This window comes from Enterobacter asburiae (assembly GCA_011754535.1).
Lineage (GTDB): Bacteria > Pseudomonadota > Gammaproteobacteria > Enterobacterales > Enterobacteriaceae > Enterobacter > Enterobacter cloacae_N.
The window spans coordinates 1,823,064-1,835,204 of record JAAQVN010000001.1; the positions used below are offsets into that span (position 1 = coordinate 1,823,064).

10 protein-coding genes, 2 tRNA genes and 2 other RNA genes are annotated in these 12,141 nt (G+C 55.9%); 8 read left to right on the plus strand and 6 right to left on the minus strand.

Annotated features, from left to right (window positions below):
- Positions 1-41: 41 nt before the first annotated feature.
- The 5 genes from HBM95_08500 to HBM95_08520 all read left to right on the plus strand — a co-directional run bounded on the left by HBM95_08500 (position 42) and on the right by HBM95_08520 (position 6,510).
- Complete coding sequence (locus HBM95_08500) at positions 42-875, plus strand: FTR1 family protein (protein ID NIH42968.1); 834 nt, start codon at positions 42-44, stop codon at positions 873-875.
- 39 nt (positions 876-914) lie between these two features.
- Positions 915-2,042, plus strand: coding sequence for an iron uptake system protein EfeO (locus tag HBM95_08505; protein NIH42969.1), 1,128 nt, complete (start codon positions 915-917; stop codon positions 2,040-2,042).
- A 5-nt stretch (positions 2,043-2,047) separates the two neighbouring features.
- Positions 2,048-3,331: a deferrochelatase/peroxidase EfeB gene (gene efeB, locus HBM95_08510; protein ID NIH42970.1), complete on the plus strand. Its 1,284-nt coding sequence runs from the start codon at positions 2,048-2,050 to the stop codon at positions 3,329-3,331.
- A 223-nt stretch (positions 3,332-3,554) separates the two neighbouring features.
- Positions 3,555-4,622 carry a phosphate starvation-inducible protein PhoH gene (gene phoH, locus HBM95_08515; GenBank protein NIH42971.1) on the plus strand — a complete coding sequence of 356 codons (1,068 nt, stop codon included), beginning with the start codon at positions 3,555-3,557 and terminating at the stop codon, positions 4,620-4,622.
- Between the two features lie 382 nt (positions 4,623-5,004).
- Positions 5,005-6,510: an alanine:cation symporter family protein gene (locus HBM95_08520; GenBank protein NIH42972.1), complete on the plus strand. Its 1,506-nt coding sequence runs from the start codon at positions 5,005-5,007 to the stop codon at positions 6,508-6,510.
- 245 nt (positions 6,511-6,755) lie between these two features.
- On the opposite strand, the gene HBM95_08525 is transcribed toward HBM95_08520, so the two are convergent.
- The 3 genes from HBM95_08525 to HBM95_08535 form a co-directional block, all read right to left on the minus strand.
- Positions 6,756-6,843, minus strand: a tRNA-Ser gene (locus tag HBM95_08525).
- A 147-nt stretch (positions 6,844-6,990) separates the two neighbouring features.
- A complete protein-coding gene (locus tag HBM95_08530; protein ID NIH42973.1) occupies positions 6,991-7,668 on the minus strand; it encodes an isochorismatase family protein in 678 nt (225 codons plus the stop codon).
- Positions 7,669-7,688: 20 nt separating this feature from the next.
- Positions 7,689-8,549, minus strand: coding sequence for a pirin family protein (locus tag HBM95_08535; GenBank protein NIH42974.1), 861 nt, complete (start codon positions 8,547-8,549; stop codon positions 7,689-7,691).
- Between the two features lie 109 nt (positions 8,550-8,658).
- Between HBM95_08535 and HBM95_08540 the strand changes: the two genes are divergently transcribed.
- Positions 8,659-9,564, plus strand: coding sequence for a LysR family transcriptional regulator (locus tag HBM95_08540; protein NIH42975.1), 906 nt, complete (start codon positions 8,659-8,661; stop codon positions 9,562-9,564).
- Between the two features lie 117 nt (positions 9,565-9,681).
- Here the strand turns inward: HBM95_08540 and HBM95_08545 are convergent.
- From HBM95_08545 to HBM95_08555, 3 genes are all read right to left on the minus strand, one after another.
- A non-coding RNA gene (locus HBM95_08545) (RtT sRNA) lies at positions 9,682-9,818 on the minus strand.
- Positions 9,819-9,862: 44 nt separating this feature from the next.
- Positions 9,863-9,999, minus strand: a non-coding RNA gene (locus HBM95_08550) — RtT sRNA.
- A 44-nt stretch (positions 10,000-10,043) separates the two neighbouring features.
- A tRNA-Ser gene (locus HBM95_08555) sits at positions 10,044-10,131 on the minus strand.
- A 232-nt stretch (positions 10,132-10,363) separates the two neighbouring features.
- Between HBM95_08555 and ghrA the strand changes: the two genes are divergently transcribed.
- Together ghrA and HBM95_08565 are read left to right on the plus strand one after the other, a co-directional pair.
- Positions 10,364-11,302, plus strand: a complete 939-nt coding sequence (gene ghrA, locus HBM95_08560) for a glyoxylate/hydroxypyruvate reductase GhrA (protein NIH42976.1) — start codon at positions 10,364-10,366, stop codon at positions 11,300-11,302.
- Positions 11,303-11,386: 84 nt separating this feature from the next.
- On the plus strand, positions 11,387-12,124 hold the full coding sequence (locus HBM95_08565) for a phosphatase (GenBank protein NIH42977.1): 738 nt from the start codon (positions 11,387-11,389) through the stop codon (positions 12,122-12,124).
- Positions 12,125-12,141 lie beyond the last annotated feature (17 nt).

Genomic DNA, 12,141 nt, shown 5'->3' on the forward strand with positions numbered 1-12,141 from the left:
CTTTGCATCAGTTGACCGCGATAAACATTTAAGGTGTCGGCATGTTTGTTCCATTTCTCATTATGTTACGTGAAGGCCTTGAAGCGGCCCTGATTGTCAGCCTTATCGCCAGTTATCTGAAGCGCACCCAGCGCGGGCGCTGGATTGGCGTGATGTGGGTAGGCGTTTTCCTTGCCGCGGCGCTCTGCCTGGGTTTAGGTATCCTCATCAATGAAACTACCGGCGAATTCCCACAGAAAGAGCAAGAGCTGTTTGAAGGTATCGTCGCCGTGATTGCGGTGTTCATCCTGACGTGGATGGTGTTCTGGATGCGCAAAGTCTCCCGCAACGTGAAGGTGCAGCTGGAGCAGGCGGTGGATAACGCCCTGCAGAAGGGGAATCACCACGGCTGGGCGCTGATTATGATGGTCTTTTTCGCCGTTGCGCGCGAGGGGCTGGAATCGGTCTTCTTCCTGCTGGCGGCATTCCAGCAGGACGTGGGCATCTGGCCGCCGCTGGGCGCCATGGTCGGTCTGGCAACGGCGGTGGTGCTGGGCTTCCTGCTCTACTGGGGCGGCATTCGCCTTAACCTGGGCGCCTTCTTTAAATGGACCAGCCTGTTCATTCTGCTGGTGGCCGCGGGGCTGGCGGCAGGGGCGATCCGCGCCTTCCACGAGGCGGGCCTGTGGAACCACTTCCAGGGCGTGGCGTTCGATCTCAGCAACGTCCTCTCCACCCATTCACTGACCGGCACCCTGCTTGAAGGCATTTTCGGCTACCAGGAAACGCCGAGCGTCAGCGAAGTGGCGATGTACTTTATCTATCTGGTTCCGGCGCTGGTGCTGTTTGCAATGCCGCCGCGTACCGGTTCGCAGACGTCGCGCGTTGCGCCGTAATTATCGTTTTAGTTACAACATACTTTTAAGGGAAGAGTCATGGCAATTCAGTTTCGTCGTAGTGCATTGTGCGCAGGCATTGCCGCGCTGTTCGCTTCTGCCTTCACCGCGCAGGCTGCGGAGATTCCGCAGGTGAAAGTCACCGTCAACGATAAGCAGTGCGATCCGATGACCATCACGGTTAACAGCGGCAAAACCCAGTTTATCATTCAGAACCATAGCCAGAAGGCACTGGAGTGGGAGATCCTCAAAGGCGTGATGGTGGTGGAAGAGCGCGAGAATATCGCCCCGGGCTTCAGCCAGAAGATGACCGCCAACCTGCAGCCGGGTGAATACGACATGACCTGCGGCCTGCTGACCAATCCGAAAGGCAAGTTGATCGTCAAAGGTGCAGCGACGGCGGACGCCGCCAAAGGCACGGCCCTGCTGAGCCTGGGCGACGCCATCACCGCCTATAAAGCCTACGTCACCAAAGAGACGGCGGACCTGGTTACGGGCACCAAAGCCTTCACTGACGCGGTGAAAGCGGGCGATATCGAAAAAGCGAAATCCCTGTATGCGCCAACCCGCCAGCACTACGAGCGCATCGAGCCGATTGCCGAACTGTTCTCTGACCTTGACGGCAGCATTGATGCCCGTGAAGACGACTACGAGCAGAAGGCCGCCGATCCGAAATTCACCGGCTTCCACCGTCTGGAAAAAGCCCTGTTTGGCGATAACTCCACCAAAGGAATGGAGAAATATGCCGGGCAGCTGAACGCTGACGTGCTGGAGCTGCAAAAGCGCATCAGCGAGCTGGCCTTCCCGCCGTCAAAAGTGGTGGGCGGCGCGGCGGGGCTGATTGAAGAAGTGGCCGCGAGCAAAATCAGCGGGGAAGAAGATCGCTACAGCCATACTGACCTGTGGGACTTCCAGGCCAACGTCGACGGCGCGCAGAAAATTGTCGACCTGCTGCGTCCTCAGCTGCAGAAAGAGAACGGCGAACTGCTGGCGAAAGTGGATGCCAACTTCAAAAAAGTGGACACCATTCTGGCGAAATACCGCACCAAAGACGGGTTCGAAACCTACGACAAGTTGACCGACGCTGACCGTAATGCGCTGAAAGGCCCGATTACGACCCTGGCGGAAGATCTCTCCCTGCTGCGCGGCGTACTGGGTCTGGACTAAGCACGATGAACAAGCATGACGAGCACGACGTGGCGGAACCTTCCCGACGTCGTTTGTTAAAAGGGGTCGGGGCGCTGGGCGGCGCGCTTGCCCTGGCAGGTGGCTGCCCGGTTGCGCATGCGGCGAAACCGCAAAGCGCTCCCGGCACGCTGTCGCCGGATGCCCGGATGGAGACGCAGCCGTTTTACGGTGAGCACCAGGCGGGCATTCTGACGCCGCAGCAGGCTTCCATGATGCTGGTGGCCTTTGATTCGCTGGCCAGCGATAAGGCGGATCTGGAGCGGCTGTTCCGCCTGCTGACGGCGCGCATCGCGTTTCTTACCGCGGGCGGTCCGGCACCGGAGACGCCAAATCCGCGCCTGCCGCCGATGGATTCCGGTATCCTCGGGGCGTTTATCGCGCCGGATAACCTGACCATCACCGTGTCGGTGGGGGACTCGATGTTTGATGGCCGCTATGGCCTGGCAAAGCAGAAGCCAAAAGCGCTGCAAAAAATGACGCGCTTCCCGAATGACTCCCTCGACGCGGCGCTGTGCCACGGCGACCTGCTCCTGCAAATTTGTGCCAATACCCAGGATACGGTGATCCACGCCCTGCGCGATATCATCAAGCACACGCCGGATCTGCTGAGCGTGCGCTGGAAGCGGGAAGGGTTTATCTCCGATCACGCCGCGCGCAGCAAGGGGAAAGAGACCCCGGTGAACCTGCTGGGCTTTAAGGACGGTACGGCCAACCCGGACAGTCACGATGGTGCGCTCATGAAGGAGGTGGTGTGGGTCACTGCCGATCAGGGCGAACCGGCGTGGGCGGTGGGCGGCAGCTACCAGGCGGTGCGGATTATCCAGTTCCACGTGGAGTTCTGGGACCGCACGCCGCTGAAAGAGCAGCAGACGATTTTCGGCCGCGACAAGCAGAGCGGGGCACCGCTGGGTATGAAGCACGAGCATGATGTGCCTGACTATGCGAGCGATCCGGATGGCGACGTTATCGCGCTCGACAGCCATATTCGCCTTGCTAACCCGCGCACCAAAGAGACGCAGTCCAGCCTGATGATGCGCCGTGGTTACAGCTATTCGCTGGGCGTGACCAACTCCGGGCAGCTTGATATGGGGCTGCTGTTCGTCTGCTATCAGCACGATCTGGAGAAAGGTTTCCTGACGGTGCAGAAGCGGTTAAACGGTGAAGCGCTGGAAGAGTACATTAAGCCCATCGGCGGCGGCTATTTCTTTGCCCTGCCCGGCGCGCGCGATGCTGGTGCGTATCTCGCTCAAGGGCTGCTCGAAGCCTGATAATTGTCCCTGCGATAGTTCGCAGGGACATTATTTTTTCATATGACTAACATATTGTTATATTTCTGTAATATTTCTATATAAGACTGAATCCGCTGCAGGAGCAGTCTGAAAAGTTGCATTCAGGTAAAATAAATGTTGCATTTATGATAACTCCTGATGTACTTAAGATAAGACAGCGGTAGTTCCCGGCAGTGATGCTGAATCACTATGGAGATCGCGAATGGTTGCGTCCTGTACTGGACATGGTAAACATAACAACCGCAGCACCCGGCGCGGAGGCTTAGACTCCGGCAGCGATTTCCTCACCACTAAATTCTCCCCCACACCTCAAGAATCTGATTCGACCGACGTGCAGACCGGTGCGCGTAGCCGTTCTGTATCGTCATCTGATAAAGCAAGCAATGGCTTACAAGGAAGCCAACCCTCTGATGTTCGTGCGCATAATCGTGCCGAAGCTGGCGCGTGTGATGAATACCAACAACTCAAGGTGCTATCCATGGGAAGACAAAAAGCAGTGATCAAAGCTCGTCGCGAAGCAAAACGTGTGCTGAGACGGGACTCACGTAGCCATAAACAGCGTGAAGAAGAATCGGTCACCTCGCTTGTGCAGATGAGTGGCGTAGAAGCAATTGGCATGGCCCGAGACAGCCGTGATAATTCTCCAATTGTGGCGCGCAATGAGGCTCAGGCGCACTACCTGAATGCTATCGAGAGTAAACAGCTCATCTTTGCAACCGGTGAAGCCGGATGCGGGAAAACGTGGATCAGTGCGGCCAAAGCGGCGGAAGCGCTGATTCATAAGGACGTGGAGCGCATTATTGTTACCCGTCCGGTACTGCAGGCGGATGAAGATCTCGGCTTCCTGCCCGGAGACATTTCGGAGAAGTTTGCCCCTTACTTCAGGCCCGTCTATGACGTGCTGGTGAAGCGACTGGGTGCATCCTTTATGCAGTACTGCCTGCGGCCAGAGATTGGCAAGGTGGAAATCGCGCCGTTCGCCTATATGCGCGGACGTACATTTGAAAATGCGGTCGTCATTCTTGACGAGGCTCAGAACGTGACCGCTGCGCAAATGAAGATGTTCTTAACGCGCCTCGGGGAGAACGTGACGGTTATCGTTAACGGCGATATTACCCAGTGTGACCTGCCGTCCGGCGTAAAATCCGGGCTGAGCGACGCCATGTCACGTTTTGAGGAAGATGAGATGATTGGGGTGGTACGCTTCACCAAAGAGGACTGCGTGCGTTCAGCGCTGTGTCAGCGCACGCTGCAGGTCTATTCCGACTAAAGGTAAAGCATTATCGTTTTACCGCTTTCCTGTAATTTCTTCCCGGCGTCATGCCGGGAAGCGTCTTTTATTCTTTGCAGAATTCACCTGTTATTGATAATTAACCAATTCGATTATTAATTTTTTTACGGCTGATTTTTATTTGAGCGGTAGAAGTGTGACATATGTTTATAATACCCACAAAATATCTATGAAGATAATGATCGCGCTAATCGTTAATTGAAAATCAAACGTGAATGTTGTCACAGAACATTACTACGGAGTAAAAATTAAGTTGTGTCTTCAGGGGAGTTATCTATGTTTCGTACTTGTTCGAACAAAATTCTAAGAAGAAACGCAACAGGGGATCCGTTCCCCCGAAACATCACGCTGAGGGTCATACATGAACGAACTGGTTGGTGCTATTAATGGTGTAATCTGGAGCCCTGCGTTAATATTTTTATGTCTGGGTGTTGGCCTCTATTTCTCTCTTCGTAGCCGCTTTCTGCAGTTACGCCATATGAAACACATGATTACCCTGATGTTCCAGGGGCGTCCTACGGATGCAGGCGTGTCGTCGTTTCAGGCGCTGACGATGACGCTGGCAGGCCGCGTGGGGACAGGGAATATCGCTGGTGTGGCCACGGCAATTACTTTTGGCGGTCCGGGCGCGCTTTTCTGGATGTGGATAGTCGCTTTTTTAGGCGCCAGTTCAGCATTTGTCGAATCCACCCTGGGTCAGGTTTATAAAGAAAAAATTAACGGCGAATATCGCGGTGGTCCTGCCTTTTATATTGAAAAAGGTTTAGGCGTTAAGTGGTACGCATGGTTATTTGCCATTGTGACTATTTTCTCCTGCGGGTTATTACTTCCGGGCGTGCAGGCAAACTCAATTGGTGCGAGCCTGGATATTGCCTTTGGTCTGAGTCCGAACGTGACCGCGGCATTACTTGCTGTGCTGTTAAGCTTTATTATTTTCGGCGGCGTGAAAAGGATCGCCAGCTTTAGCAGTATGGTCGTTCCATTTATGGCGCTGGGCTATATTATTGTCGCCTGCGTGATTATTGCCATTAATATTAACCAGCTCCCTTCGGTTATTCTGTTGATCTGGAAAAGCGCGTTCGGCCTGGAAGCAGGCTTTGGCGCCATCCTCGGTCAGGCGATTATGTGGGGCGTTAAGCGCGGCGTCTATTCTAACGAAGCGGCGCAGGGGACCGGGCCGCATGCGTCATCCGCGGCGGCGGTAAGCCATCCGGTGAAGCAGGGGCTGGTACAGGCATTCTCGGTCTATATCGACACGCTGTTTGTCTGCTCTGCGACCGGGTTTATGCTGCTGATTACCGGGCTGTATAACGTCCAGGGCGTCGACGGCGCCGCGCTTTATACGGGAATTGCAGGCGTGGCCGCAGGTCCTGGCTACGTGCAGACGGCGATGGAAAGTATGATGCCGGGCTTTGGTAATTACTTTGTTGCCATTGCGCTGTTCTTCTTTGCCTTCACCACGATTATTGCCTACTACTATATTGCCGAAACCAATATCGCCTACATCAACCGTAAAATTCACCGCCCGTGGCTGACGTTTCTGCTCAAGCTCTGTCTGATGGCCTCTACGGTCTATGGGACGGTTCGTACCGCGGATCTGGCATGGGGGCTGGGGGATATTGGGGTAGGGCTGATGGCATGGCTCAACATTATTGCCATTGTTCTGTTGCATAAAAAAGCGTTTGTTAGTCTGAAGGATTATGAAATTCAGAATGCGCAGGGGCTGGATCCACAGTTTGATCCGGTGCGTCTGGGGATTAAAAATGCGGATTACTGGCTTGATGGGCGTAAGGATGAGGATGATGTTCAGCCTGAGCAGATATCGTCTCTTGAAAGAAATCAGCCGGCAGGGAAGTTGAATACCTAAGGAATAGAATAAAAAAAGCCCGTGCATTAGTTCGGGCTTTTTTTTGTCGCTTAGGCGGCTCAGTCCGCACCGGGGGGGATTGACTCGCTTCGCTCGCCCTTCGGGCAGCCTGTTCGCTTCGCTCTCAGTCTGTCCAACTGGCTGCCGCCAGTTGTCGAACCCCGGTCGGGGGTTCTCATCCCCCCCTTTTCGGAGAATATAAAAGAAAAAAGCCCGTACTTTCGTACGAGCTCTCATCTCAAATATGGCGGTGAGGGGGGGATTCGAACCCCCGATACGTTGCCGTATACACACTTTCCAGGCGTGCTCCTTCAGCCACTCGGACACCTCACCATATTGTTTTGTTGCCTGACCGCTTGGGGGGCAACGGGGCGCTACTATAGGGAGTTGCGCTAACACGGTCAAGCAGATTTTCAGCTTTAGTGCCTGTTCGGTTAAGCATTAATCAGCTCCACGGTTTTTACGCCGTGGAGCAGGGGATTAACGCTGTGAATCGAGCACTTCGCTGTTTTTAACCACTTCCTGTGCTTTGCCGTAGCTTTCGATCAACAGCTGGTAAGCCGGGAAGATGTGGGTATACACCTCAGCCCACTCTGCCGCGTCTTCACGATTCCATGTGCGCTGGATCTCTGAGGCCACCGCGGCGGTATCCATCGGCACAACGCCTGCCTGGACCACACGTGCCAGGGTGATCTCCTGCGCCATTTTGCTGTAGGTGCCGGAAGCATCAATCACCGCAAACACTTTATAGCCGTCCGCCACCGCGCTGATGGACGGGAAGGCCATGCAGACGCTGGTGATTGTGCCGGCAATAATTAACGTCTTGCGACCGGTGGCTTTTACCGCCGCCACGAACTCCGGATTATCCCAGGCGTTGATCTCACCTTTGCGTGCCACATACTGGGCATGATGCGCGTTGGCGTGGATCTCCGGGATAAGCGGGCCGTTCGGTCCCTGTGGAACGGAGGCCGTGGTGATCACCGGGATCTTGGCCAGCGTAGCAATTTTTGCCAGCGCCGCCGCACGGGCGCGCAGCTCCGGCATGGGCATGTCGCCGACGGTCTGGAACAGCCCGCTCTGGTGGTCGATAAGCAGCATGACGGCATCATTTACGTCAATGACCGGACGTGCACCGTTGAAGTTTGCAGGGGTAGACATATTGCGCTCCTTTATTACGTTCAGATCTGGCCGAAGCGGCCGGAATTGAAATCACGAATGGCTTCGTTGATTTCGCTTTTACTGTTCATCACAAATGGGCCATAGCCCACGATGGGTTCATTCAGCGGCTCGCCGGCCATCAGCAGCACTTTCGCGTCGCTGTTCGCTTCCAGATGCAGCTTGTTGCCTTCCTGACTCAATACGACCAGCTGGGCTTCACCTGCCTGCGTTGTACCGTTCACCGTTATGTTGCCTTCAAGCACGACCAGCGCGGTGCTCCAGCCTTCGGGCTGATTGAGCGTCAGATGGCTTCCCTGGTTCAGCGCGATGTCCCAGACGTTCAGCGGTGAGAAAGTGTGCGCAGGGCCGGTAACCTCGTCGTAGCGACCGGCAATCACCCGCAGGGTGCCGCTGTTATCCGGTAGCGTCACAACCGGGATATCGCTTTTGGTGATGCTCTGGTAGCCCGGTGCCGCCAATTTGTCTTTCGCCGGCAGGTTGACCCACAGCTGCATCATTTTCAGCTCGCCACCTTTCAGCGCGAAGGCGCTGGAGTGGAACTCCTCGTGCAGGATGCCTGCGCCTGCCGTCATCCACTGCACGTCGCCCGGGCCAATAACGCCACCTCTGCCGGTTGAGTCGCGGTGCTCCACTTCCCCGGAGTAGACGATAGTGACCGTTTCAAAGCCGCGATGAGGATGCTCGCCCACGCCGCGTTTCGCGCCGTCCGCCGGGAAGGTGTACGGTCCGGCGTAGTCCAGCAGCAGGAACGGGCTCAGCGGCTCGCCGTGCGTCTGGTAAGAAAACATTGAACGAACCGGGAAACCGTCACCGACCCAGTGCGGACGAGGTGCGGTATAAACGCCTGTTACGTTTTTCATGATGAGCTCCTGATGTTCTGTTGATGTAATTAGCTTATATTCAGGGTTAATATCCCGGTAGATAGTGAAATTGACATTCACTGTTCTGAAAATGGAACGATGAGGGCGTATGCAGGATCTCAATGATTTCGCGTGGTTTGTGAAGGTGGTGGACCATGCTGGGTTTGCGGCGGCGGGTCGGGCGCTCGATCAGCCCAAGTCGAAACTGAGCCGCCGGATTGCTCAGCTGGAAGAGCGCCTTGGCGTGCGGTTGATCCAGCGCACTACGCGGCAGTTTACGGTGACCGAAGTCGGGCAGACCTTCTATCAGCACTGTAAAGCGATGATGGTGGAGGCCGAAGCTGCGCAAGAGGCGGTGGCGGCTTTACAGGCCGAGCCGCGCGGTGTGGTCAGGATCACCTGCCCGGTAACCTTGCTGCACGTTCACGTGGGGCCGATGCTGGCACGGTTTATGGCACGCTATCCGGGGATCAATCTTCAGCTTGAGGCCACCAACCGGCGAGTCGATCTGGTGGGCGAGGGCATTGACGTGGCGATCCGCGTTCGTCCACGTCCCTTTGACGACAGCGATCTGGTGTTAAGAGTGCTGGCAGACAGGGGGCACTGCCTGGTGGCGAGCCCTGCGCTGATTGAGCAGATGGGCAACCCTGCCGTGCCCTCTGAGCTGAGCGAATGGCCGGGGTTGAGCATGGGGGCGGGAAAGCAGCTGCATAAATGGGAACTGGGCGGGCCGGACGGGGCAAAAGCGGAGATTCACTTTACGCCGCGCTTGATTACCACCGACATGCTGGCGCTGCGTGAGGCGGCAATGGCGGGGGTAGGGGTCGTGCAGCTGCCGATTTTGATGGTCAAGGATCAGCTGGCATCAGGGGAACTGGTGCGGGTGCTGGACGCATGGGAACCCAGACGGGAAGTGATTCACGCGGTTTATCCTTCCCGGCGCGGTCTGCTGCCGTCGGTCAGAACGCTGGTGGATTTTCTTACCGAAGAATATGCCCGGATGGTGGAGGAGTAACAATCCCCTTGCCTTGCGGGCTGAGGAATCCCCAGAAACTAATGCGAGCAGTAAACAATTCCCTCGCCCCTTTGGGGAGAGGGTTAGGGTGAGGGGCTCAGGCCGCAACGAGCTGCTTATAGCACTGGGGGGGATTGACTCGCTTCGCTCGCCCTTCGGGCAGCCTGTTCGCTACGCTCTCAGTCTGTCCAACTGGCTGCGCCAGTTGTCGAACCCCGGTCGGGGATTCTCATCCCCCCCTTATGGAGAATATAAAAGAAAAAAGCCCGTACTTTCGTACGAGCTCTCATCTCAAATATGGCGGTGAGGGGGGGATTGACTCGCTTCGCTCGCCCTGCGGGCAGCCTGTTCGCTACGCTCTCAGTCTGTCCAACTGGCTGCGCCAGTTGTCGAACCCCGGTCGGGGTTTCTCATCCCCCCCTTATGGAGAATATAAAAGAAAAAAGCCCGTACTTTCGTACGAGCTCTCATCTCAAATATGGCGGTGAGGGGGGGATTCGAACCCCCGATACGTTGCCGTATACACACTTTCCAGGCGTGCTCCTTCAGCCACTCGGACACCTCACCATATTGTCATCCCGTTGTTGTCGGGACGGGCGCTAATGTAAGGAAAAGCCGAACTGCCGTCAACTCAATTTTTCAGTAATTTAGCGCGTTTAGACAAACTTCAGGCAACATGATTCTTAAATGTGCTGAAAGCGTCTTTTTTATCAACAACACAGTCGCGCAATAAATTTGCTATGCTGACCGTCCAGTTAAAAAGCAAACTAAATCAGCGCAATAAAAGGCAGGAATGACTATGGATATACTCTTCTATCACCCCACTTTTGATACGGCTTACTGGATTGAAGCGCTTTCTGCGGCGCTGCCGGGCGCTCGCGTTCGTGAATGGAAGCGGGGCGATAACGAACATGCCGACTACGCGCTGGTCTGGCATCCTCCGGTGGAAATGCTTCAGGGCCGTAAGCTGAAAGCCGTGTTTGCACTCGGGGCCGGCGTGGATTCCATTCTGAGCAAACTAAAGGCACACCCTGAAATGCTGCCGGAAGAGATCCCTCTGTTCCGCCTGGAAGATACCGGAATGGGGCAGCAAATGCAGGAATATGCCGTGAGCCAGGTGCTGCACTGGTTCCGCCGCTTCGACGATTATCAAGCCTTTAAACAGCAGGCCCACTGGGAGCCGCTGCCGGATTACCGTCGCGAAGATTTTACAATCGGCATCCTCGGCGCCGGCGTGCTGGGCTCAAAAGTGGCTGAAGCGCTTGCCCCGTGGGGCTTCCCGCTGCGCTGCTGGAGCCGCAGCCGTAAGGATTATCCGGGCGTTGAGAGTTTTGCCGGAACGGATGAGCTTCCGGCCTTCCTGAGCGGCACGCGCGTGCTGATCAACCTGCTGCCCAATACGGCGGAAACGGTAGGGATCATCAATGAAGCCTTGCTCAATCAGCTGGTCGATCAGAGCTACCTGATGAACCTGGCGCGCGGGGTGCATCTGGTCGAGCCGGATCTGCTGAAGGCGCTGGACAGCGGGAAGCTTAAAGGCGCCATGCTGGATGTTTACAGCCGTGAACCGCTGCCGGAGGAAAGCCCGCTGTGGCGACATCCGCGCGTGGCCATGACGCCGCACGTGGCCGCCGTCACGCGACCGGCCGAGGCGGTGGCCTATATCTCGCACACGATTGGTGAAATAGAGAAGGGTAACCCGGTTACCGGGCAGGTCGACAGACAGCGCGGCTACTGAGAGAAACCCGGCGTTCGCCGGGTTTTTGCTAATATTCGCCGCTGATAACTGCTATCCTTTGGAAAAAACGCAGAGGAGAGAAAGATGTATCCCGTTGACCTGCATATGCACACCGTCGCCAGTACCCACGCGTATAGCAACCTCCATGATTATATCGCTCAGGCGAAGCTTAAAGGCATCAAGCTATTTGCGATAACCGATCACGGCCCGGATATGGCGGATGCGCCGCACTACTGGCATTTTGTGAATATGCGTATCTGGCCGCGTCTGGTGGACGGCATCGGGATACTGCGCGGCATTGAGGCGAACATCAAAAACACCGACGGTGAAATTGACTGCACCGGCCCGATGCTGACCTCCTTAGATCTGATCCTCGCCGGTTTCCATGAGCCGGTTTTCCCGCCGCAGGATAAAGAGACTAATACCGCGGCGATGATTGCCACCATTGCCAGCGGCAATGTGCATATCATTAGCCACCCGGGCAACCCGAAGTACCCGATTGATATTCAGGCCGTGGCGCAGGCCGCGGCGAAACACCGCGTGGCGCTGGAGATTAATAACTCCTCGTTCGTGCACTCGCGTAAGGGCAGTGAAGCCAACTGTCGCGAAGTGGCTGCCGCCGTGCGTAATGCGGGTGGCATGGTGGCGCTGGGCTCTGATTCGCACACGGCCTTCACGCTGGGGGATTTCAGCGAGTGCCTGAAAATATTGCAGGATGTGGATTTCCCGGAAGAACGCATCCTGAACGTCACGCCGCGTCGTATGCTCGATTTCCTTGAGTCGCGCGGCATGGCGCCGATTGATGAATTTGCCGATCTTTAATTGAATAACGGAATAAA

Excerpts from the sequence above, each read along its gene's own strand:
- HBM95_08500 (NIH42968.1), top strand. The coding sequence starts at position 42 with ATGTTTGTTCCATTTCTCATTATGTTACGTGAAGGCCTTGAAGCGGCC.
- HBM95_08505 (NIH42969.1), top strand. The coding sequence starts at position 915 with ATGGCAATTCAGTTTCGTCGTAGTGCATTGTGCGCAGGCATTGCCGCG.
- efeB (NIH42970.1), top strand. The coding sequence starts at position 2,048 with ATGAACAAGCATGACGAGCACGACGTGGCGGAACCTTCCCGACGTCGT.
- phoH (NIH42971.1), top strand. The coding sequence starts at position 3,555 with ATGGTTGCGTCCTGTACTGGACATGGTAAACATAACAACCGCAGCACC.
- HBM95_08520 (NIH42972.1), top strand. The coding sequence starts at position 5,005 with ATGAACGAACTGGTTGGTGCTATTAATGGTGTAATCTGGAGCCCTGCG.
- HBM95_08530 (NIH42973.1), bottom strand. The coding sequence starts at position 7,668 with ATGTCTACCCCTGCAAACTTCAACGGTGCACGTCCGGTCATTGACGTA.
- HBM95_08535 (NIH42974.1), bottom strand. The coding sequence starts at position 8,549 with ATGAAAAACGTAACAGGCGTTTATACCGCACCTCGTCCGCACTGGGTC.
- HBM95_08540 (NIH42975.1), top strand. The coding sequence starts at position 8,659 with ATGCAGGATCTCAATGATTTCGCGTGGTTTGTGAAGGTGGTGGACCAT.
- ghrA (NIH42976.1), top strand. The coding sequence starts at position 10,364 with ATGGATATACTCTTCTATCACCCCACTTTTGATACGGCTTACTGGATT.
- HBM95_08565 (NIH42977.1), top strand. The coding sequence starts at position 11,387 with ATGTATCCCGTTGACCTGCATATGCACACCGTCGCCAGTACCCACGCG.